This is a genomic window from Azospirillum sp. SYSU D00513 (assembly GCF_017356015.1).
Classification (GTDB): domain Bacteria; phylum Pseudomonadota; class Alphaproteobacteria; order Azospirillales; family Azospirillaceae; genus Azospirillum.
This window is the reverse complement of record NZ_JAFIQV010000028.1, coordinates 64,579-84,625: the sequence shown is the minus strand read 5'-3', so window position 1 is coordinate 84,625 and position 20,047 is coordinate 64,579. Positions and strand designations below refer to the sequence as shown.

Here is a 20,047-nt window from a genome sequence, read left to right as displayed (position 1 = left end):
AGGGGCTGGCCGAACGCAGAGTTTCGTCCTAGCTTCAGGCCCAGGGAACATCATGTACGGTATGGTACGGAAGGCGGGAGCGGCGCATGACCGACGGCATCGAGGAAAGCGGTTTCGAGAAGGACGGCAAGATCCGCGACAAGCTCGTCGCCACCAAGGAGAAATGGGCCCGGGAAGGACGCGCCCTGACCGGGGAACAGGCCGACCCGTCCCGCGAGCGGCTGCCGCCGGGCCAGCGCCGGGTGGATGACTGGCCGGTGCTCGACCTCGGCATCACGCCGCGCCTCGACACCGGCAACTGGCGCCTGACCGTGGACGGGCTGGTGGAGAACCCCGTCGGCTGGCGCTGGGCCGACTTCCAGGCGCAGCCGCAGGAACGCTTCCTGTCCGACATCCATTGCGTCACCACCTGGTCGCGCTACGACAACCACTGGGAAGGGGTGAGCGCCCGCCACCTGCTGTCGGTCGTGCGGCCCCGGCCGGAGGCGCGCTTCGTGGTCTGCCACTCCGCCGACGGCTACACGACCAACCTGCCGCTCGACGCCTTCGCGGACGAGGACGTGCTGCTCGCCACCACATGGGAGGGCGAGCCGATCAGCCTCGACCATGGCGGGCCGGTCCGCGTCATCGTGCCGAAGCTCTATTTCTGGAAGAGCGCCAAGTGGATCACCCGGCTGGAGCTGACCGCCGACGACCATCCCGGCTACTGGGAGGTGCGCGGCTACCACAACGAGGCCGACCCCTGGAAGGAAGAGCGCTATTCCGATTGAGGGCCGGGGATGCTAGATGGGGCGTCCATCGCGTTCCGCATCCCCTTCCCGTGGTTTCCCGGTTCCCATGACGATGATCGAAGACGAGGTCCCCTCGCCCTGCGTCAACCTGTGCAAGCTCGACCGCGAGGCCGGCACCTGCCTGGGCTGCTTCCGCACGCGCGAGGAGATCAAGTTCTGGAAGACCATGAACGCCGACGAACGGCGCGCGACCCGCGACCGCGCCGACGCGCGGCGCCTGTCCGCCCCTCGCACGGCGGCAGCCGGCTAAGAAAGATCCGCTAAACGGGGCCGCCCATCCTCTCCAGCCCGGCGGCCCGCGCGATCAGCAGGTCCCAGGGTGCGGGCGAGGGAAAGATCTCGCCCAGGAAGGCCAGGAAGGCCTTCACGTTCGGGTTGCCGCGCCGGCTTTCGGGCCACAGCGCGGTGATGGGCGCGCGGTCCAGCGCGAACTCCGCCAGGACCGGAACCAACTCGCCCCGCTGGACGTAGGGTGCGGCGATGTAGCTGGCCGAAATGCCGATGCCGCCCCCGGCGGCGAGAACCACCGCCACCGCGTCGCTCACGTCCAGCACGATGCCTGCGTCGGGCACGATCTCCAGCACGCGCTCCCCGACCCGGAAGGGCCAGCGCAAGCTCTGTCCAGAACTCTGGTAGCGGAAATTCACGCAGTCGTGCCCCACGAGATCCTCCGGGTGGCGGGGCGTGCCGCGCCGCGCCAGATAGGCGGGTGAGGCGAAGGCGCAGAGACGTTGGGGCGCCAGCTGCCGCGAGATGAGGCGCGAGTCCGCCAGGTCCCCGACGCGGATCGCCACGTCCACCCCCTCCTCGATCAGATCGACGAACCGGTCGCTCAGCCGCAGATCCACCGCCAGCTTCGGATAACGCTCGCGGAAGCGCGGCAGCATCGGCGCCAGCAGATGCACGCCGATGGGCAGGGGTGCGGTCACCTTCAGCGTGCCGGCGGGTTCGGCCCGCGCCGCGAAGGCAGCCTGCTCGATCTCCTCGGCCTCGCGCAGCAGCCGCAAGGCCCGCTCATGCAGGTCGCGCCCCTCCGGCGTCAGCGTCAGCGACCGCGTCGTGCGGCTGAAGAGCCGCAGACCGAGATGCTGCTCCAGCCGCTGCACGCTCTTGCTGACGGCCGAGGGCGACACGCCCAGGGACCGCGCCGCGGCCGTGTAGCTGCCGAGCGAGGCCGCGCGGGCGAAGGCGATGAGGCCGGTGAGCCGGTCCAGTCCGATTTGTGCCGTCATGGCATGAGTAAAGCGAAACCGGGCCCGATTATCAAGGAAGCCGCCCGGATCTAATCTCCCCTTCACCGGCGCCAAACACCAGCACCAAACCCCGGCGCCCAGCAAGGAGACGATCATGACCATCACCGCTTCCAGCACCTCCGCGACCACCCAGACGTCCCTCCTGCCGGCCGGGCAGCTCCAGGGCCGGACCGTCGTCATCTTCGGCGGCACCTCGGGCATCGGCCTGTCGGCCGCCGTGCAGGCCAAGGCCGCCGGCGCCGAGGTGATCGTCATCGGCTCCGACCGCGCCCGCGCCCAGCGCGCGGCGGCGGAGAACGGGCTGGACGGCTGGCGCGCCGCCGACGTCACGCGCAGCGACACCATCCACGAAGCGCTCGCCAACATCCCCCATGTCGATCACCTCGTGCTGCTCGCCGGCAGCTTCGTGGTGGGCAAGGTGATGGAGGCCGAGCTCGGCCATCTGCGGCGGGCCTTCGACGAGCGGATCTGGGCGTCGGTCCACGCCATCCGCGCGCTCGGCGACCGGCTCGCCCCGGACGGGTCCGTCACCTTCATCTCCGGCTCGCTCGCCGACCGGCCCAACGCCCATGGCACCGCCGTCCTCGCCGCCGCGTCGGCGGCCATGGAGGCGCTCGCCCGCGGGCTGGCGCTGGAACTCGCCCCGCGCCGCGTGAACACGCTCTCCCCCGGCCCGATCGAGACGCCGCTCCTGTCCAAGGCGCTGGGCGAGGGACGGGACGCCGCCGTGACGGCGATGAAGCAGGCCCTGCCCCTGCACCGGCTGGGCACGGCGGAGGAGGCCGGCGCCGCGGCGGTCTTCCTGATGACCAACGGCTGGATGAACGGCGCGACGCTGAACGTCGACGGCGGCGCCCGCCTCATCTGACCCGGTCAATCACCTCCCAGAAAGGGACCACCCCATGCCCACCCTCTTCGATCCGATCCGGATCGGCGCCATCGAGGCGCCCAACCGCATCCTGATGGCCCCGATGACCCGCGCCCGTGGCACGCGCGGCCATGTACCGACGCCCATGATGGCCGACTATTACGCCCAGCGCGCCGGCGCCGGCCTCATCATCAGCGAAGCGATCGGGATCACCCGGCAGGGGCTCGGCTGGCCCTTCGCCACCGGCCTCTGGTCACCCGAGCAGATCGCGGGCTGGCGCCGCGTCACCGACGCGGTCCACGCCGCCGGGGGGCGCATCCTGGCGCAGCTCTGGCACATGGGCCGCACCGTCCATCCGAGCTTCCTCGGCGGCGCGCAGCCGGTCTCCTCCTCCGCCACCACGGCCCCCCGCCACGCCCACACCTACGACGGCCATCGGCCTTATCAGCCGGCGCGGGCCCTGCGGCTGGACGAGATCCCCGGCGTGATCGGGGATTTCCGGACCGGCGCCCGCAACGCGATGGAAGCGGGCTTCGACGGGGTGCAGATCCACGCCTCGAACGGCTACCTCATCGACCAGTTCCTGCGCGACAGCGACAACCACCGCGACGACGCCTACGGCGGTTCCATCGAGAACCGCATCCGCCTGCTGCGCGAGGTGACGCAGGGAGTCGCCGACACGGTGGGCGCCGACCGCACGGGCGTCCGCCTGTCGCCGAACGGGGAGACGCAGGGCATCCGGGACAGCGATCCCGAGCCCCTCTTCATCGCCGCCGCACAAGCCCTGTCCGCCATCGGCATCGCCCATCTGGAGCTGCGCGAGCCGCCGCTCGACGGCAGCTTCGGGGTGGGCTACCTGCCGCCGCTGGCGCCGGTGATCCGCCCCGCCTTCAAGGGCGTGCTGATCCTGAACTCCGACTTCGACGCCGCGCGGGCGCAGGCCGACCTGGACGCGGGCACCGGCGACGCCGTCACCTTCGGCCGGGCCTACATCGCCAACCCGGACCTGCCGCGCCGCCTCGCCCAGGGCATCCCGCTCGCCAAGGACGACACGGCGACCTGGTTCACCCAGAGGCCCGAGGGTTACGTGGATTACCCCAGCGCCGGCTGATGGCGCGCGGCAACCGTGCGGAAAGCGTGCCGCAATTCCTTGAGCCGAATCCCTCAGGCCACCACGCCGCGCAGGCTGCCCATACGGTCGCAGTCGGCGCGGATGCGGTCGAGATGCTGGGCGATGACGGCGTTGACGGGAAGCGGCAGGCCGGCCTTCAGCGCCTCCTCGTAGCGGCGGACGCATTCCGCCTCGCCGCGCTGCACCTCGGCGAGAATGGCCGCGCGGTCCTGGCCCAGCACCGTGGATTTCAGCTCCATGAAGAAGCGGTGGGCACCGCCCATCACGGTGCCGCCGATGTCGGCCGCCCCGCCCTGCTCGGCCACGAGGCGCTGAAGCTCGCGGACGATGGCGCCGCGCTGGGCGCCCAGGTCGTTGAACAGCGCCTTCAGGTCGTCGTTGCCGCTGCCTTCGGCGGCCTGCCGGTACCCCTCGTGGCTGTCCTCCACGATGTGAATGAGATCGTTGAGCGTGTCGACGATCCTGTCCTTCTCCGTCATGGCCGTCCTCCGGTGACATGATGCCCGCCTGACCGGAGAACCCACCGGCCACGCCAAAGGTTCCGCCGGCGGGAGGGCCGGCCCCGGCGCCTCTCGGGAAGGGCGGTGGAAACAGAATCCTCCGCCCACTGTTAAGCTTGATGATCCGGGGCCATCCCCGACCAGACAACCTGACGAGCGCGAGGCGCTGGAGGACAAGATGGGTGACAAGAAGGACACGTTGACCGACTGGCTGCGCGACGCCTACGCCATGGAAAACCAAGCCGTGGAGATGCTGGAGCGCCAGTCCGAGCGCATCAAGAGCTACCCCGAGGTGCTCGCCAAGGTGCAGGAGCATGTCGAGGTCTCGAACCGCCAGGCCGACCGGCTGAAGCAGTGCCTGCAGAAGCTCGGCGCCGACCCCTCGGCGATCAAGACCGGCGTCGCCATGCTGCTCGGCAACGCCCAGTCGCTGTCCGGCATCGTCGTCGGCGACGAGATCGTGAAAGCGGGCATCTTCAACTACGCCTTCGAGCATTTCGAGATCGCCAACTACCGCGCCCTGATCGCCGCCGCGGAGTCCGCCGGCGAGACCGAGATCGCGCGCCTGGTCCAGCAGAACCTGGACGAGGAGCTGGAGATGGCGAGCTGGCTGGAGCAGCGCCTGCCGCAGCTCACCAAGACCTACCTGGAGCGCAAGGAAGAGACGTCGGCCGCCGAGGCCAAGCGCTGACGCCGGGCCGGCCTGCCCCGCTCCGGGGCCGGCGGAAAAGGAAAGGGAGGCTTCCCCCTGGGGAAGCCTCCCTTTTTTCATGCCGCCACCGGACGCATCGCCGGGCCGCCTTGGGTCCGGAAAGGAAGCGGGCCTTGTATCACGGTATCTCAGGCCGCCGCGACGGTGCCGCGCACGCCGCCACGGGCGGCCTGCCCGCGCCACAGGCTCAGCAGGTAGCCGGAAATGGCCAGCGTGTCGGAGCACAGCCCGAAGGCCGAGCCGGCCAGGATGTTGTGGCCGGCGCCCATGACCGTGGCCGCCAGGAAGAACAGGCGCATCGCGGTCACCGACGGCTGCCAGCGCCCGACGGTCTGGAGCACGAAGCCGGTGGCCGAAAGGGCGGACATCGGTCCCTGCCAAGTGGCGGCGGCGACCAGCAGGGCCGCCGGGACGGTGGCGCCGAACAGCACGGACATCCAGCGCGGGCGCCGGTCCTGGCAGGCGACGGCGAGCTGCACGAAGCCGAGAACCGCCATCAGCATGCCCGTGGTGGCGCCCAGCAGCATGTAATGGACCATGAAGGCGGAACCGGCCAGGGCCTGCGCCAGCAGGATGGCGCGGCGGTTGCCCAGCAGCGTGCTCACGGTCGAGAGCGACAGGCCGGCGAGGCCGGTGAGCGTGATCAGCGAGAAGGACGGGAGGTGGTCGAGAAGGAAGATCATGGTGGAAGGCCTAGAATTCCGGATGCGTGCGGCGGTGCAGCGACGGCGGCGGAACCTAGGCCCGGATGGTTAACCAGATATGAAAAAGGCTGTGGTCAGATTGAGACCGGAGAGCCACCACAATCCCAATCAAAACAATGCGTTACACCCGCAATGCGGAGCGTTGCCGCACGGACTCCGGCGTGGCCGGACGACCACGGCACGCCCCACCGGCACCATGCCGCGACGCGGACAAGACCGCTTGTGGGGCGCGGGTTCCGGCTCCGCGCGGCTCCCCCGCCGCAAGCCTCCGGCGGGGGCTTTCCCAGCCTTGGAAGTGTCGCCGCCGCGCAACAGAGGGCAACGGCGAGTGCCTCCGGCCCGGCATCGCCGCCGGGTCCGGCACTGCGGCGGAAGCTTAGGGATTCCGCCATTTTCCGGGGCTCCGGCCAGCCGGCGGGGCACCCTTTATGCCCTCGGGTATAGCCCCGCGGGGCGGAACCACCCCTTCCCTGCCCCTTCGCGGATTTCACCGGAGGATGCCGCGATTCCATACTGCATCGCGGGGGCGGGAAGAAACGGAAAGACAGGGGAGCCGGACGATGGATGCAGTCGGACAGCAGGGGAACGAGGCTGCGGCGAGGGTGGTGCGGACGGTCTGCTGCCATTGTGGCCGGCTGCTGCGGGCGGGCGAACCGCGCTGGAGCGGGGACGCGCGCGAGCGCCCGTGGCATTTCAGCTGCGCGGAAAGGGCGGGGCTGTCCCTGTCCTGGATGCTCGTCCGGCAGCGCATGCGGACGGTTTCGGAACCGAAAGGATAAGCGTTTCGGCATGGGGGGCGGGGATGGCGGACTCTTCCGCACCAGCCCTTACCCACTCCGCGCGGGCCACTGTGGGGGATGGCTGCTCTAGGCTGTCCGGACCGCAAGACAGACCGAGCAGCGTGAGGAGGGCAACATGGCCCGAGTCGATTTCTTCGTCACCAAGCGGGTGGACAAGTGGTTCGTGGATGTCGGCAACGAGACCCACGGCCCCTATCTCAGCGAACGCGACGCCGTCGCCGACGCCATCGACGCCGCCGCCGAGACGGCGAACCACCGCACCAGCACGGCGGTGCTTCTGAAGATCAGGAAGGGACCGCCCGAGGAACTCTGGACATCGGGGAGCGCCGCCCGCGCCGCCGCCCTGGAGGCCGCGAAGATCGAGGCCGCCAAGGACCCGGTGGAGCGCACCGCCGACGCCTAGGACCGTTTCGCCAAGTAAAGGAGGGGCCGGAGGAAAGACCGGCCCTCACGGAAATCCGGGCAACAAAAAAGCCGCCTCGTGGCGGCTTTTGTCGTCTGAAAGCAGGAGTGGCGCACCCGAAGAGATTCGAACTCCTAACCGCTGGATTCGTAGTCCAGTGCTCTATCCAGTTGAGCTACGGGTGCATCCGGCCTTCGGCCTTGCTCTTGCCGGGCGGCGGTGCCGTCCAGCAAGGTGCCGCAAATTAGTCGCAAGCCGCCGCCCCGCGCAAGCGCTTTTTTCATCCCTTGCGGACAAAGCCCGCCCGCCGCATCCATGCCCTGTGGATTGCCGGGGGCTCCGCGCTTGGGCTATAAGCGGCGAAACGCTCATGCGGAGTGCCACGACGTGTCCGAATCCTCTTCCAACAAGCATTTCCCGGTTTCCTGGGAAGAACTGCACCGCAACGCCAAGGCGCTGGCCTGGCGCCTCATCGACAAGGAACCCTGGAAGGGCATCGTCGCGGTCACCCGCGGCGGGCTGGTGCCGGCGGCGATCATCGCGCGCGAGCTGGAACTCCGCCTGATCGACACGGTCTGCGTGTCGAGCTACGACCACCAGCAGCAGCGCGAGGCGATGGTGCTGAAGGGCACCGAGGCGGCCGCGGCCGACGAAGGCGCCGGCTGGCTGATCATCGACGACCTCGTGGACACCGGCAAGACGGCGATCATCGTGCGCAAGATGCTGCCCAAGGCGCATTTCGCCACCATCTACGCCAAGCCCGCCGGACGGCCCCTGGTCGACAGCTTCATCACCGAGGTCAGCCAGGACACCTGGATCCATTTCCCCTGGGACATCGAGCTGCAATTCTCGCAGCCCATCGCCAAGAAGCACCGCGGCGCCTGATACCCCGTCCGCGGAGCCGTTCCGCCTTCCGAAGGGCGTCTCCCGCTGCGGCAAGGGGCGCCCTTCGCGTTCCGTTACGCCAAAATTAATCTTTAATTCGTAAGACCAGCAGCACGAGCCCTCTCCACTCCGGCGGCCGCCCAGCGATGAACGACGAGTCCGACAACGAACTCCGCTTCAAGATCAACGAGTTGGTCGAGCGCCTGCCCGCGAGTCTCGTCTACAACCTGCTGAGCGAGATCGAGGGCATGGACGGGGAGCCGGCGGGCCGCGTCCAGCTCGTCCGCCAGTATGTCATCGAGCATCTGAACCGCCAGCGCACCAACCGCGCCCGGCGCCTCTTCACCACCCTGTTCGAAGCCTTCCTGATCGACGACGAGGCGCTCTACCACGCGGGCACCTCCGTGCCGGGGATGATCCAGCGGCTCGACGTCGGCGCCCTGTGGGAGGTGCTGAGCCGGGACGTCTTCCCCCTGCTGGCCGTCGAGGCGCAGGAGAAGCTGGACGTGCTGGCCCAGCGGGAGATCATCGACCGCGCCATGCGCGACCCGGTGGCCGTGGCCCTGAAGGAGCGCATGCGCGCCGGGGCGGTGAAGCATCTGGACGGCATCACCGGCAACCGCAAGGCGATGGAGGAGCTGCTGGCCGCCATGGCGCGCAACCGGCCCCGCCGCACCCGCCTGCTCGCGGCCTTTTTCGAGAAGGCGCCCCCGGTCGAGGCGGGGACGGTCCAGACCATGCGCGACATCCTCGCCCACGCCGACGGGCCGATCCGGCGGACGGCGGAGGCGCTGGCGCGCTTCCCGGCACCCGCCGGCGGCGGTGCCAAACAGGAGGGTGCCCGGCAGGAGGGTGCCCGGCAGGAGGGTGCCCGGCAGGAGGCTGACCGTCACGCCGACCGCCTGCTCGACCTGACGGCGGAACTGCGCGAGCGCGGCCCGGATTCCGAGGCGGCGGCGCTGCTGCTGCCGCTCTCGGTGCTGAACGTGAAGCGCAACTACGCCGTGGTGGCGCTCTACATCCGGCAGAGCGGCGTCGATCCCGGGAAGGGCGACGCCGTCACCGCCGGGCTGACGGCCCATTTCCTCGGCACGCTGCGCGCTCTGTCGGCGGCGCTCACCGCCGTGCTGCGCCTGAACGAGCGTGTCCCCGGCTCCGCCATCCGCCCCAGCGCCAAGGAGCGCGGCCGGATCGAGGCGCTGATGGACCGGTTGGACGAGCTGATCGAGGCGGTGACCGTCGCGGGCCTGATGGAGGACCGCCGCAGCGAGCCGGCCTTCCGCAACGGCTGGGGCATGGCCGCCAGGATCGTGGTGTCGCGGGTGGCCGGCATCGCCCTGGAGCGTTCCGCCCAGGCGGCGGCGGCGCGGCGCCAGCCGGTGTCGGACCATGAGGACGTGGTGTGGCTGAACCGCTTCCTGTGGCGCTGGCAGGGGATGACCGGCGACATGGGCTACGAGACCTACGAACTCGTGAAGTGGCGCGACACGCTGCTGGAGGAGATGCGCGCCAACGTCGAACGGGCCATGAAGTTCGACGATGCCGAACCGTTGGACGACCGCATGGACCATCTCCTGCGCATCGACGCGCTCTGCGGCGTCTTCGGCCAAAGGGTCAGCGGCTGGATCTCGCCGACCAGCCACAGCATGACGCGGCTGCTCACCCACCGGCTCAACGGGGGCGGGCCGTCCTCACCGGAGGAGACGGAACTCGTCGGCAGCCTGCTCGCCGCCGTCCGCAGCGAGGTCGGCAAGTCGCGCTACTGGAAGAGCAGCGAGCTGATGGACCTGATCGAGCTGTCCGACCGCAAGCGCGCGGAAGCGGAAGCGGAAACGCAGTCCGGCTGAACCGGAGCGGGCTGAACCGGAGCGGGCTGAACTGTATCGGACTGCATCGTAGTGCCGGTGGACGCTCCCCCCTGCCCGCAGCGGGCGGAAAGGGGGAGCGCCCGAGCCGCGATCACTCCGCGGCCTTTCCCTCCATGGGCGTTTCCTGCTCCGGCTTGTCGTTGCGCGGAGCGGGGACGGGACCGGTGACGACGTCGAAATCGAACATGACGAACTCCTTCGGTTGGAAGGCCGTCCGGAGGACCGAGTTCGTCGATTGCGTCGGAAAGACAGATGCCGGAAACGCGAAAGCCGCCTCGGGTCCGGGCGGCTTTGGTATCAGCAACACATGTGCGCGATCCTAGGCCACCGGGAAAAACCAGCGGCTAAAATATCGGGGCGTGCCCGTGATGGAGCGGTCGCGCAGCATGGAGAGGACCATAGCGCAGCCCCGCGCGACCTGCCAAGGGGGATTCTTCGTGGCGGCTCAGCCGCTCTCCTACCCCGCCAGCGCCGCGCGCGCCGCCCCGGCGTCCCGGGCGATCTGCTCCTTCAGCTCGTCGAAGCTCGCGAACTTGCGCTCGGGCCGGATGAAGTCGAGGAGCTGGACGCGCAGGTGCTGGTGGTAGAGGTCGCCGTCGAAGTCGAACAGGTGGGCCTCCAGCCGCGCCACCGTGCCGCCGACGGTCGGGCGGTTGCCGATGTTGGCGACACCGCCGTGCCAGACGGTGCCGGTCCCCTGGTCGAGCCCGGCGCGGACCGCGTAGACGCCGAAGGCCGGGCGGAGATAGTCGTGCAGTTCCAGGTTGGCGGTGGGGAAGCCGATGGTGCGGCCGCGCTTGTCGCCGTGCTCGACGCGGCTCTCGATCTCCCAAGGGCGGCCGAGCAGCCGCCTCGCCTCGCGCGGGTCGCCGGCGATGAGCGCCTCGCGCACGCGGGTGGAGGAATAGACGCCGCCCGCCTCGTCCCTCGCCGGCCCGACCTCGGTCACGCCGAAGCCGTGGCGCGCGCCGAGCGCCTTCAGCAGCTCCGCGTTGCCCCTGCGCCCATGGCCGAAGAGGAAATCGTAGCCGCAGACGACGTGCCGCACGCCGAGCCCGCGCACCAGATCCTCCTCCACGAAGGATTCGGCGGAGCGCTGCAGGAAGCTCTCGTCGAAATGCAGCACGACGGCGAGGTCGAGGCCCAGCGCCTCGAACTGGCGGGTCTTGATGCGGAAGGGGGTCAGGCGGAAGGGTGCGTCGGCCGGGCGGAAGACGCTGCGGGGGTGCGGCTCGAAGGTCAGGGCGCCGGCCGGCGCGCCGAGGTCCCGCGCGATGCCCTGGGCCGTGGCGATGACATGCCGGTGGCCGAGATGCACGCCGTCGAAATTGCCGAGCGCCACCACGGCGCCGCGGACCTCCGCCGGAAGGTCGTTCGTGTGTCGGAACACTCGCATGCGCGCGCCTTGCTGCCTTTCGGGGCGGTGCGCCCCCTTGGGGTCGGGGCGGTGCCCCGATGAACCATGTCCGGGGCCGTGCCCCAATAGCCTTCGGGGGCAGGCCCCCATGACGGCCGGCTCCCGGCCGGGTGGCGACTATATAGGACGACGGAGCCGCCCGGTAAATGTTCCCCTGGACGCCCGGCCGCGACCGGGTCTGACGTCCGGCCGGTCTTGACTTCCCGGCGGATCGACCGACCGTCACAGGGAACGAGAACCGCGCAACGGAAGACCGCCGCCATGCCCATGAGCCACACCTCCAGCAGCAGCGCCTCCGGGGGTGCAGCCCCCTTCACCGCCAGGCCCTACCGCTTCGCGCTGATCACCGGCGCCACCTCGGGCATCGGGGCCGCCTTCGCCCGGTCGCTGCCGGACGAGACGGACCTGCTTCTGGTCGCCCGCCACGCCGAGGACCTGGACGCCGCGCGGCAGGAGCTTGAGCGCCCCGGGCGGCGGGTGGAGACGGTGGCCGCCGACCTCACCACCGACGATGGCCGCAAGGCCGTGATCGGCCGGGCCGAGGAGCTTGGGATCGACCTGCTGATCAACAACGCGGGCGTCGGTTCCTTCGGCACCGTGCTGGAGAACACGCCGGAATTCGAGCGCGCGACGGTGGAGCTGAACGTGGTGGCGGTCACGGTGCTGACCCGCGCGCTGCTGCCCGGCATGATCGAGCGCGCGGCGGTCGCCGGCCGGCGGGCCGGGCTGCTGCTGGTGTCGAGCACCACGGCCTTCCAGCCCGTGCCCTTCCTCGGCACCTACAGCGCCAGCAAGAGCTTCGTGCTGGCCTACGGCGAGGCGCTGATGACGGAGCTGGCGCGCAAGCCGGTGGACGTGCTGGTGCTGTGCCCCGGCGCCACCCGCACCAACTTCGGCAAGCGTGCGGGCTTCGCCCTGGAATCGATCCCCGGCGCGGACGACCCGATGAAGGTCGCCCGCGAGGGGCTTCAGGCGCTGGGCCGGCGCGGCGTGCATGTCTGCGGCTTCGGGACGCGGCAGGCGCTGCGCCCCTTCCTGTGGTCCCGCCACGCGGCCACCGGGGGCCTCGGCGTCCTGCTGGGCGTTCTGGACCGGGGCAACCGCTTCAGCCGCACGCCGCCCCGGCCCTGAACTCTGCCAACCAACCCGGCTGGCACTCCGGCTACTGCCGGGTGCCGGGCTGGGGGTTCTCGGCAGTCTGGTTCTCGGCCGCCGTCTCCTCGGCCTTGCTCTCGATCTTCTCCTTCGCCTTCTCGGTCGGCTGTTCGGAGGGAACGGCCTCGACCCGCACCGGGGCGACGCCGTCCTCAATCATGTCCAGCTTCTTGGCCGCCCCCTGCGACAGGTCGATGACGCGCCCGTCCACATAGGGACCGCGGTCGTTGATCATGACGTCGATGCTCTTGCCGTTCTCCTGGTTGGTCACGGTGGCCTTGGTTCCGAGCGGCAGCTCGCGCGAGGCGGCGGTCGCCTTGTTCTGGTCGAAGCGCTCGCCGGTCGCGGTCTTCTTGCCGTGGAAGCCCTTGCCATAGAAGGAGGCCTCGCCCTCATGGACCAGGGCGGGCTCGCCGTCCTCGGTCTGCTCGACCTGGAGGGGCGGCGCCTCCACCTTCTTGCTCTCGTGGGCGGCGGCCGGCAGCGCGAGTGCGGCCGCGCAGAGCGCGAGACCAATGGCCTTCGGCAGGATCCCGCCCGGGGAAATATGCGTTGGCAACATGCTCTCCATCCTCGCTCGTTGGTTCAGGGAAACGCCGGCCGGAGGGCTCGCGTTCCCCCACGGCGGGCAATCCCTGCCTTGGGGGTGCCACGCCATTCCCTTCCCGATGCGGCATAACCCGCCCATTCGGGGCGGTTGGCAGGAGGCGCCGGAAGGCCGATCTTTAGGGCCGATCCCCAGGGCCCGATCCAAGCGGCCGATCCAAGTGGCCGATCCAAGCGGCCAGCCGCGTGGAAGCCCCGGCACCCTCCCCCTCCAAGGTTGCGCGCGCATGACCGATTTCTGGAAAGCCTCCGGTTACCAACTGCTGGCGCGCGGCGCGGACGGCCGGCTGGCGGTCACGCCGGACTTCCTGCGCGCCTACCTGCTGCGGCCGGAGATGCGCCCGCCGGAGGACGCCTGCCGCGAGGAAATGGCCCTCCACGCCGCCCTGATGGAAGACCCCGCGCGTCCGGTGACGGGAGCGCGGCTCGACGCCCTGCGCGACGCGGACGCGCGGGAGAACTGGGCCGTCTGGCTGGACTTCCGCGACCGGCTGCTGGCGGCGGGAACGCTGGAGGGCTGCTACCTGCGGATCTTCCGGGAGGGCGCGCGGGGCGTGCCGGCGCTGTTCCTCGACCAGCTCGTCCACGCGATCCTGCGCGGCATCCTGGACGGCACGCCGTCCGGCCTGAGGGCGCGGGCGGGCGAGATGCTGTTCCGCCAGCAGGCGGTGTCCGTGGACGGCGGGCGGGTCCGCGCCGCCGACTGGGAGACGGTGGAGATGCTGGCCGCCAGCGGCGGCTTCGGCAACCTCGGCCGGCTGGTGGTGGAGGCGGGAACCCAGCCGCGCGGCGTCGATCTGGACATCCTCGACGAGACCAGCCACGCCGTCTACTGGGACCGCGACGAACGGCACGACACAGTGCTGGACGTCACCTTCGCCTCGGCGGGGCTCGACGCGCTGTGCCGGGTGCTGGAGCTGTGGGTCGCCCATTTCCTGCAAACGCGGGTGCGCATCCAGCCGGTGCAGCAGATCCGCGACGAGCGCTGGATCTGGCACGTCGGGCTCGACGCCGAGGCGACCGCGATCATGAACGGCCTCTACAACGGCGAGGAGGTCGGCGAGGAGCGGCTGGCCCGAATCCTCGCCCTGTTCCGCCTGGACTTCGACGATCCCGCCGCCATGCGCGCCGACATCGCCGGCCGCCCCGTCTATCTCGGCATGGCCATGACGCCCGACCGCCGGCTGCGGCTGAAGCCGCAGAACCTGCTGGTCAACCTGCCGCTGGCGGGGGCGATGTAGGGGGGCTTGCGGCTATCAGGTTCTGTCGCCCGGCACGGGGCGGACCGTCCTGCCGTCGCGGACCAGGCAGACCAGTCCGGCACGCGCCAAATCCTGGAGTGACCGCGACAGGTCCGGCATGTCCCGGCCAGCCATCGCGGCGAGTTCGGGCAATGTTGCCGGACGCCGCTCATCGATCAGCCGCATCAGTTCCCGGTTTTCCGGCGTCATGACGCTCCCGGCGCCGGGCAGCGGCTGCCGCTCCGCCCTCAGCCAGTCCGGCGACGGAACGTCCCCGCGAGCAACGGACCGCAGTTCGTCGCGCAGATCAGCCAGCGCCCCTTGCCGTCATGATGCACCTCTCCTCCGGAGCCCCGCTTTCGCGCAAAGGCGCTAACTTTTGCACATTGGTCCGTCTTTCCGAAGCCCGCACCTTCCCTCTGCGTCATTCCCGCGAAAGCGGGAATCCAGTACTTCCCATAGCGGACCCTTTGGAAACACTGGATCCCCGCGTCCGCGGGGATGACGGTGGAAGGGCGGTCGGAGGCTTGCTTCAGTCACTCAGCCGTCAAAGTTAGCGCCAATGCGCGTCTGCGGGGATGACGGAGATGGTTCTTCCCTCAGACAAGCGTCGGAAGGAAAACCACTTACCCCAGGCCGGAAAGCTCATGAACGGCAGCGGGTAATACAGGGGAAGCCTTTTTCCAAGGACTTCCCCCGCTTTCCCAATCACCCGCGCGCCGCCGACCTCACTCGCCGAAGACGCGCTTGAACACCGTGTCGACGTGCTTGGTGTGGTAGCTCATGTCGAACATGGGCTCCAGCCGGTCGCGGGAGATGTGCCGGGCGACGTCGGCGTCGTTGGACAGGTTGTCGAGGAAGCTGCCGCCGTTCAGCCAGACGTCCATGGCGTTGCGCTGGACCGCCTTGTAGGCGTCCTCGCGGCTCATGCCGGCCTGGGTCAGGGCGAGCAGGACGCGCTGGGAGAAGACCAGCCCGCCGAGGTCGTCCAGGTTCTTCTGCATGCGCTCCGGATAGACGACCAGCTTCTCGACCACGCTGGTCAGGCGCGCCAGGGCGAAGTCGAGCGTGACGGTGGCGTCGGGGCCGAACATGCGCTCGACCGAGCTGTGGGAGATGTCGCGCTCGTGCCAGAGGGCGACGTTCTCCAGCGCCGGGACGACGGCGGCGCGCACGATGCGGGCGAGGCCAGTCAGGTTCTCGGTCAGCACCGGGTTGCGCTTGTGGGGCATGGCCGAGCTGCCCTTCTGGCCGGGATGGAAATACTCCTCCGCCTCGCGCACTTCGGTGCGCTGGAGGTGGCGGATCTCCGTCGCCAGGTTCTCGATGCTCGACGCGATCACGCCCAGCACGGAGAAGTAGAAGGCGTGGCGGTCGCGCGGGATGACCTGGGTGGAGACGGGCTCCGGCACCAGGCCGAGCTTCTCGGCGACATACTCCTCCACGCGCGGGTCGATGTTGGCGTAGGTGCCGACCGCGCCGGAGATGGCGCAGGTGGCGATGTCCTTGCGCGCGGCGACCAGACGCTCGCGGGCGCGCTGGAAGGCGGCGTGGTGGCCAGCGAGCTTCAGCCCGAAGGTGGTCGGCTCGGCGTGGATGCCGTGGCTGCGGCCGATGGTGACCGTGTTCTTGTGCTCGACGGCGCGGCGCTTGATGGCGGCCAGCAGCCCGTCCAGGTCGGCCAGCAGCAGGTCGGCGGCCTGGGTCATCTGCACGGCGAGGCAGGTGTCCAGCACGTCGCTCGAGGTCATGCCCTGGTGGACGAAGCGCGCCTCCGGCCCGACATGCTCGGCGAGGTTGGTCAGGAAGGCGATGACGTCGTGGCGGGTCTCGCGCTCGATCTCGTCGATTCGGTCGATCTCCCACTTGCCGCGCGCCCACACGGCCTCGGCCGCCTCCTTCGGGATGACGCCGAGCTGCGCCTGCGCGTCGCAGGCGTGGGCCTCGATCTCGAACCAGATGCGGAACCTGTTCTCCGGCTCCCAGATGCGGGCCATTTCGGGGCGGGTGTAGCGGGGGATCATGGTTCTCTCTCCGGGCTGGAACGGTTCGCCGGGCTCGTCCGGCGGGGCATCACGCGCGCGCGGCGGACCATAAACGCGGCGAACCGGCCTGCAAAGCCCCTTGTGCCCGACGCTCCCTCCTCACCGGAACCCGCGCGGATCCGCCCGGCAAGGGACCGCTCCGGCGCGGCGCGAAGGGCCGGTTCCGGTGCATGGGGAAAGCGGACGGACCGGCGAATGGCGCCGCAACAGCGGGGCAGCCCGCCATGAAGACGCCCAACCCCGGCTGATGTCTCTCCGCGAGAGTTGCCTTATAACGCGCGCTGAGCAATGATCTATCACCTATGCCGAGTGACGGACGCCTTTGTCCGCCTGCCGGGAGCGCCTTTTGTCCGATCCGGTTGTCGAAGCCCTGCGTGAACCGTCCCGCTCGTCGGACGAGGCGCGCCTGTACAGGCTGCAGTTCCTCGCGTCGCTCTCTCTGGTGGCGGCGCTGGTGCTTGGGCTCGGCGCCTATTTCATGTGGCAGGACTGGCAGGATTTCGAAGCCGACGTCCAGCGCTCCGAGCAGACCTACCTCGACGAACAGGATCAGACCCTCCAGCAGGAAGTGGAGAACGCGCGCTCCTACCTCGCCTTCATGCGCTCCCGGACGGAGCCGCTGCTGAAGGAGCAGCTCCGCCTCAAGGTGGACGAGGCGCACACCATCGCACGCTCCATCTACGACCGCGAGAAGGGCCGTCTGTCGCCCGACGAGCTGAAGGAGGCCATCAAGGCGACGCTGCGGCCGCTGCGCTTCTTCGAAGGGCGCGGCTACTACGTCATCGACGATCTGGAGGGGCGCAACGTCCTGTTCCCGGTGCGCCGCGACGTGGAGGGCAAGTCCCGCCTGGACGAGCGGGACGCGGAGGGCACCTACGTCGTGCGCCGCATGATCGAGGGGATGAGCAACCCCGACCGCAGCGCCTTCGTCCGCCAGAGCGTGCACGCCGCCACCGGCGCCGGCTACAGCATGACCGGCGGCGGCGGCGACCTGATGGCCGGCGGCCGTTCGGAGAAGCTGGCCTATGGCCGCCTGTTCGAGCCGCTCGGCTGGATCATCGGCGCCGAGGACCAGCTCGTGGTGACCGAGCGCCGGCTCCAGCAGGAGGCGCTGGCCCGCCTCCAGGTGCTGCGCTTCGGCAACGGCGGCTCCATGGGCGTGGTGAACACCGACGGGCTGATCCTGGTCGCCCCGACCGCGGAGAACACGGTGGGGCTGCGCAGCTACGAGCTGCCCTGGAAGCGGGACCGCGACCTGATCTTCCAGTTCCAGGACCGCAGCCTGCGCGGCGGCGGCATGATGCGCTACGAGTGGGAGCATCCGCAGACCCGCGCCAGGATCTGGCGCATGTCGCAGGTCTCCGTGCCGGCCGCCTGGGGCTGGATCCTGATCGCCAGCACCCATCTGGAGGACCGTGACCGCATCATGCAGATACGGCGCGCCGAGACCGGCCGCGCCCTGCAGGGGCGCCTGGTCACCACCGGCTCGATCCTGGCGCTGGCGCTCGCCGCGTCGGTGGCGCTGTCCTGGTTCCTGACGCGGCTGATCCGGCGCATCGTGACGCGCTACCAGACCAGCGCGCGGGTGAGCGACCGCATGCTGCGCGAGCGGGCGCGCCAGCTCTACCTCGCGAACTTCTTCGTGGACCATGTGTCGGAGATCGTCGTCCTCGCCGACGCGGATCTCCGAATCGCCTACGTCAACACGTTCGGCGCCCAGGCGCTGGGCGCCCCGGCCGAGGAGCTGATCGGCCGCGAGGCCGACCTGCTGGCCGACTTCGCGGCGCAGGGCGACGCCGCGCGGGAGCAGTACGAGACGGTCTACCGCACCAGGGACGGTCGTCTGCTGGAGCTGGAGGTGACGGCGAGCCGCATCGCCTACGAGGGCGACGTCTATTGCTGCGCCATCGCGCGCGACATTTCCGCCCGCAAGCGCGCGGAGTGGGAGCTGCGGCTGTCGGCGAAGGTGTTCGACAACGCCGCCGAGGGCATCATCGTCACCAACGAGCGCAACCGCATCGTCGCCGTGAACGACGCCTTCTGCCGCATCACCGGCTATTCCCGCGAGGAGGTGATCGGCGAGGATCCGGGCATCCTCGGCTCCGGGCGGGAGGAGGCGGGCTTCTTCGCCGAGATGTGGGCCCAGCTCGACGGCGGCGGCCAGTGGGAGGGCGAGATCTGGAACCGCCGCAAGAGCGGCGAGACCTACCTGGAATGGCTCAGCATCCAGGCCGTCCGCAACGAGGCGGGCGAGGTGGTCAACTTCATCGCGGTCTTCTCCGACATCACGGAGTCGCGCGCCCAGGAGGAGCGCATCCGCCATCTCGCCCAGTACGACTTCCTGACGAACCTGCCCAACCGCTTCCTGCTGCGCGACCGGCTGGAGCGCGCGCTCGCCATCGCCGAGCGGCACGGCACGCGGGTGGCGCTGCTGTTCGTCGACCTGGACCGCTTCAAGACCATCAACGACAGCCTCGGCCACGCGATCGGCGACCGGCTGCTGTGCGAGGTGGGCGAGCGGCTGCTGGAGACGGTGCGGTCGAGCGACACGGTCAGCCGCCAGGGCGGGGACGAGTTCGTCATCCTCATCAACGACGTCGCCACGGCGGAAGCCGCGGGAACGGTGGCGCGCAAGATCCTGCGGGCGCTGGCCCACCCCTTCGCCATCGCCGGGCACGACCTGCAGATCTCGCCCTCCATCGGCATCGCGGTCTACCCCGAGGACGGGACCGCCATCGACACGCTGCTGAAGAACGCGGACATCGCGATGTACGCGGCCAAGGAGGCGGGCCGCGCCAATTACCAGTTCTTCACGCCCGAGATGAACCGGCGCGCCTCGGACCGGATGTGGGTGGAGAGCAACCTGCGCCGCGCCATCGCCAACCGCGAGATGGAGCTTCACTACCAGCCGCAATTCTCGACCGACGGCCGGCAGCTCGTCGGGGTGGAGGCGCTGGTCCGCTGGCGCCAGCCGGACGGGCGGCTGATCCCGCCGGGCCAGTTCATCCCCGTGGCCGAGGACACCGGCCTGATCATTCCGCTCGGCGACTGGGTGCTGGGAGAGGCCTGCCGCCGCATGGCGGAGTTCCGCAAGCACGGCCCGCTGGTGATGGCGGTCAACCTCTCCTCGGTGCAGCTGCGCCGCGAGGGGCTGGCCGAGCGGGTCGCCTCCTGGCTGACCGCCTACGACCTGCCGGCGGGCTGCCTGGAGCTGGAGGTGACGGAAAGCGTCCTGATGGACGATTCCGAACTCGTCGCCCGCACCCTCGCCCGGCTGCGCGAGATGGGGGTGATGCTCGCCATCGACGATTTCGGCACGGGCTATTCCAGCCTCAGCTACCTGAAGCGCTTCCGCGTGGACAAGCTGAAGATCGACCGCTCCTTCGTGCAGGGCCTGTCCAGCGGCGAGGAGGACGGCGACGCCATCCCCGAGGCGATCATCAGCATGGCCCGTTCGCTGCGCATGCGCACGCTCGCCGAGGGGGTGGAGACGGAGGAGCAGTTCGAGCGCTTGGCCGGGCTCGGCTGCGAGCAGATCCAGGGCTATCTGCTGGGCCGCCCGATGCCGCTGGAGGACTTCCGGGCCTTCCTCTCCGCCTGCAACCCGCCCCTCCCGGAACCGGAACTGGAACCCGCCGCCTCCGTGGCATGAGCGGAGCGGCGTAAA

General features: G+C 69.9%; 19 protein-coding genes and 1 tRNA gene. 12 read left to right on the top strand and 8 right to left on the bottom strand.

Translation table 11 applies throughout. From position 1 onward, the window contains the following. The first annotated feature begins 86 nt into the window (after positions 1–86). Positions 87–770 carry a sulfite oxidase-like oxidoreductase gene (locus tag JUB11_RS20440; RefSeq protein WP_207460427.1) on the top strand — a complete coding sequence of 228 codons (684 nt, stop codon included), beginning with the start codon at positions 87–89 and terminating at the stop codon, positions 768–770. Positions 771–837: 67 nt separating this feature from the next. Continuing rightward, positions 838–1,041, top strand: a complete 204-nt coding sequence (locus tag JUB11_RS20435) for a DUF1289 domain-containing protein (RefSeq protein ID WP_207460426.1) — start codon at positions 838–840, stop codon at positions 1,039–1,041. Between the two features lie 10 nt (positions 1,042–1,051). Here the strand turns inward: JUB11_RS20435 and JUB11_RS20430 are convergent, their stop codons facing one another. Beyond that, a complete protein-coding gene (locus JUB11_RS20430) occupies positions 1,052–2,023 on the bottom strand; it encodes a LysR family transcriptional regulator (RefSeq protein WP_207460425.1) in 972 nt (323 codons plus the stop codon). Positions 2,024–2,138: 115 nt separating this feature from the next. On the opposite strand from JUB11_RS20430, the gene JUB11_RS20425 reads away from it, so the two are divergent. Further along, positions 2,139–2,912, top strand: a complete 774-nt coding sequence (locus JUB11_RS20425) for an SDR family oxidoreductase (RefSeq protein WP_207460424.1) — start codon at positions 2,139–2,141, stop codon at positions 2,910–2,912. A 34-nt stretch (positions 2,913–2,946) separates the two neighbouring features. Then, a complete protein-coding gene (locus JUB11_RS20420) occupies positions 2,947–4,023 on the top strand; it encodes an alkene reductase (protein WP_207460423.1) in 1,077 nt (358 codons plus the stop codon). 53 nt (positions 4,024–4,076) lie between these two features. On the opposite strand, the gene JUB11_RS20415 is transcribed toward JUB11_RS20420, so the two are convergent. Beyond that, positions 4,077–4,523 (bottom strand): PA2169 family four-helix-bundle protein, encoded by a 447-nt coding sequence (locus JUB11_RS20415; RefSeq protein WP_207460422.1) that lies wholly within the window; start codon positions 4,521–4,523, stop codon positions 4,077–4,079. A 199-nt stretch (positions 4,524–4,722) separates the two neighbouring features. Between JUB11_RS20415 and JUB11_RS20410 the strand changes: the two genes are divergently transcribed. Further along, positions 4,723–5,235: a ferritin-like domain-containing protein gene (locus JUB11_RS20410; protein WP_207460421.1), complete on the top strand. Its 513-nt coding sequence runs from the start codon at positions 4,723–4,725 to the stop codon at positions 5,233–5,235. A 149-nt stretch (positions 5,236–5,384) separates the two neighbouring features. Here the strand turns inward: JUB11_RS20410 and JUB11_RS20405 are convergent, their stop codons facing one another. Beyond that, the gene (locus tag JUB11_RS20405) at positions 5,385–5,939 is read right to left on the bottom strand and encodes a YgjV family protein (RefSeq protein WP_207460420.1); all 555 of its coding nucleotides are present in this window, start codon (positions 5,937–5,939) and stop codon (positions 5,385–5,387) included. Between the two features lie 581 nt (positions 5,940–6,520). Here JUB11_RS20405 and JUB11_RS20400 point away from each other — a divergent pair. Both JUB11_RS20400 and JUB11_RS20395 read left to right on the top strand, forming a co-directional pair. Beyond that, positions 6,521–6,739: a hypothetical protein gene (locus JUB11_RS20400; RefSeq protein WP_207460419.1), complete on the top strand. Its 219-nt coding sequence runs from the start codon at positions 6,521–6,523 to the stop codon at positions 6,737–6,739. A gap of 136 nt (positions 6,740–6,875) precedes the next feature. Continuing rightward, complete coding sequence (locus JUB11_RS20395; RefSeq protein ID WP_207460418.1) at positions 6,876–7,163, top strand: hypothetical protein; 288 nt, start codon at positions 6,876–6,878, stop codon at positions 7,161–7,163. A gap of 108 nt (positions 7,164–7,271) precedes the next feature. On the opposite strand, the gene JUB11_RS20390 is transcribed toward JUB11_RS20395, so the two are convergent. Continuing rightward, a tRNA-Arg gene (locus tag JUB11_RS20390) sits at positions 7,272–7,348 on the bottom strand. A 202-nt stretch (positions 7,349–7,550) separates the two neighbouring features. Here JUB11_RS20390 and gpt point away from each other — a divergent pair. Then, positions 7,551–8,048: a xanthine phosphoribosyltransferase gene (gene gpt / locus JUB11_RS20385; RefSeq protein WP_207460417.1), complete on the top strand. Its 498-nt coding sequence runs from the start codon at positions 7,551–7,553 to the stop codon at positions 8,046–8,048. Between the two features lie 146 nt (positions 8,049–8,194). Next, positions 8,195–9,895 (top strand): hypothetical protein, encoded by a 1,701-nt coding sequence (locus tag JUB11_RS20380; RefSeq protein ID WP_207460416.1) that lies wholly within the window; start codon positions 8,195–8,197, stop codon positions 9,893–9,895. Positions 9,896–10,373: 478 nt separating this feature from the next. Here the strand turns inward: JUB11_RS20380 and JUB11_RS20375 are convergent, their stop codons facing one another. Continuing rightward, a complete protein-coding gene (locus JUB11_RS20375; RefSeq protein WP_207460415.1) occupies positions 10,374–11,312 on the bottom strand; it encodes a bifunctional riboflavin kinase/FAD synthetase in 939 nt (312 codons plus the stop codon). A gap of 282 nt (positions 11,313–11,594) precedes the next feature. Between JUB11_RS20375 and JUB11_RS20370 the strand changes: the two genes are divergently transcribed. Further along, positions 11,595–12,464, top strand: coding sequence for an SDR family NAD(P)-dependent oxidoreductase (locus JUB11_RS20370; protein ID WP_207460414.1), 870 nt, complete (start codon positions 11,595–11,597; stop codon positions 12,462–12,464). 31 nt (positions 12,465–12,495) lie between these two features. Here JUB11_RS20370 and JUB11_RS20365 read toward each other — a convergent pair whose 3' ends face one another. After that, positions 12,496–13,050 carry a septal ring lytic transglycosylase RlpA family protein gene (locus JUB11_RS20365; protein WP_207460413.1) on the bottom strand — a complete coding sequence of 185 codons (555 nt, stop codon included), beginning with the start codon at positions 13,048–13,050 and terminating at the stop codon, positions 12,496–12,498. A gap of 271 nt (positions 13,051–13,321) precedes the next feature. Here JUB11_RS20365 and JUB11_RS20360 point away from each other — a divergent pair, with 271 nt between their 5' ends. Continuing rightward, complete coding sequence (locus JUB11_RS20360; RefSeq protein WP_207460412.1) at positions 13,322–14,335, top strand: DUF6352 family protein; 1,014 nt, start codon at positions 13,322–13,324, stop codon at positions 14,333–14,335. Between the two features lie 15 nt (positions 14,336–14,350). Here the strand turns inward: JUB11_RS20360 and JUB11_RS20355 are convergent, their stop codons facing one another. Continuing rightward, entirely contained in the window at positions 14,351–14,545 is a 195-nt protein-coding gene (locus JUB11_RS20355) for a hypothetical protein (protein ID WP_207460411.1), read from the bottom strand. A 518-nt stretch (positions 14,546–15,063) separates the two neighbouring features. Next, positions 15,064–16,359, bottom strand: coding sequence for an adenylosuccinate lyase (gene purB, locus JUB11_RS20350; protein WP_207460410.1), 1,296 nt, complete (start codon positions 16,357–16,359; stop codon positions 15,064–15,066). Positions 16,360–16,726: 367 nt separating this feature from the next. On the opposite strand from purB, the gene JUB11_RS20345 reads away from it, so the two are divergent. Next, complete coding sequence (locus JUB11_RS20345; protein WP_207460409.1) at positions 16,727–20,032, top strand: EAL domain-containing protein; 3,306 nt, start codon at positions 16,727–16,729, stop codon at positions 20,030–20,032. Positions 20,033–20,047 lie beyond the last annotated feature (15 nt).

Excerpts from the sequence above, each read along its gene's own strand:
- JUB11_RS20440 (WP_207460427.1), top strand. The coding sequence starts at position 87 with ATGACCGACGGCATCGAGGAAAGCGGTTTCGAGAAGGACGGCAAGATC.
- JUB11_RS20435 (WP_207460426.1), top strand. The coding sequence starts at position 838 with ATGACGATGATCGAAGACGAGGTCCCCTCGCCCTGCGTCAACCTGTGC.
- JUB11_RS20430 (WP_207460425.1), bottom strand. The coding sequence starts at position 2,023 with ATGACGGCACAAATCGGACTGGACCGGCTCACCGGCCTCATCGCCTTC.
- JUB11_RS20425 (WP_207460424.1), top strand. The coding sequence starts at position 2,139 with ATGACCATCACCGCTTCCAGCACCTCCGCGACCACCCAGACGTCCCTC.
- JUB11_RS20420 (WP_207460423.1), top strand. The coding sequence starts at position 2,947 with ATGCCCACCCTCTTCGATCCGATCCGGATCGGCGCCATCGAGGCGCCC.
- JUB11_RS20415 (WP_207460422.1), bottom strand. The coding sequence starts at position 4,523 with ATGACGGAGAAGGACAGGATCGTCGACACGCTCAACGATCTCATTCAC.
- JUB11_RS20410 (WP_207460421.1), top strand. The coding sequence starts at position 4,723 with ATGGGTGACAAGAAGGACACGTTGACCGACTGGCTGCGCGACGCCTAC.
- JUB11_RS20405 (WP_207460420.1), bottom strand. The coding sequence starts at position 5,939 with ATGATCTTCCTTCTCGACCACCTCCCGTCCTTCTCGCTGATCACGCTC.
- JUB11_RS20400 (WP_207460419.1), top strand. The coding sequence starts at position 6,521 with ATGGATGCAGTCGGACAGCAGGGGAACGAGGCTGCGGCGAGGGTGGTG.
- JUB11_RS20395 (WP_207460418.1), top strand. The coding sequence starts at position 6,876 with ATGGCCCGAGTCGATTTCTTCGTCACCAAGCGGGTGGACAAGTGGTTC.
- JUB11_RS20380 (WP_207460416.1), top strand. The coding sequence starts at position 8,195 with ATGAACGACGAGTCCGACAACGAACTCCGCTTCAAGATCAACGAGTTG.
- JUB11_RS20375 (WP_207460415.1), bottom strand. The coding sequence starts at position 11,312 with ATGCGAGTGTTCCGACACACGAACGACCTTCCGGCGGAGGTCCGCGGC.
- JUB11_RS20370 (WP_207460414.1), top strand. The coding sequence starts at position 11,595 with ATGCCCATGAGCCACACCTCCAGCAGCAGCGCCTCCGGGGGTGCAGCC.
- JUB11_RS20365 (WP_207460413.1), bottom strand. The coding sequence starts at position 13,050 with ATGTTGCCAACGCATATTTCCCCGGGCGGGATCCTGCCGAAGGCCATT.
- JUB11_RS20360 (WP_207460412.1), top strand. The coding sequence starts at position 13,322 with ATGACCGATTTCTGGAAAGCCTCCGGTTACCAACTGCTGGCGCGCGGC.
- JUB11_RS20355 (WP_207460411.1), bottom strand. The coding sequence starts at position 14,545 with ATGACGCCGGAAAACCGGGAACTGATGCGGCTGATCGATGAGCGGCGT.
- purB (WP_207460410.1), bottom strand. The coding sequence starts at position 16,359 with ATGATCCCCCGCTACACCCGCCCCGAAATGGCCCGCATCTGGGAGCCG.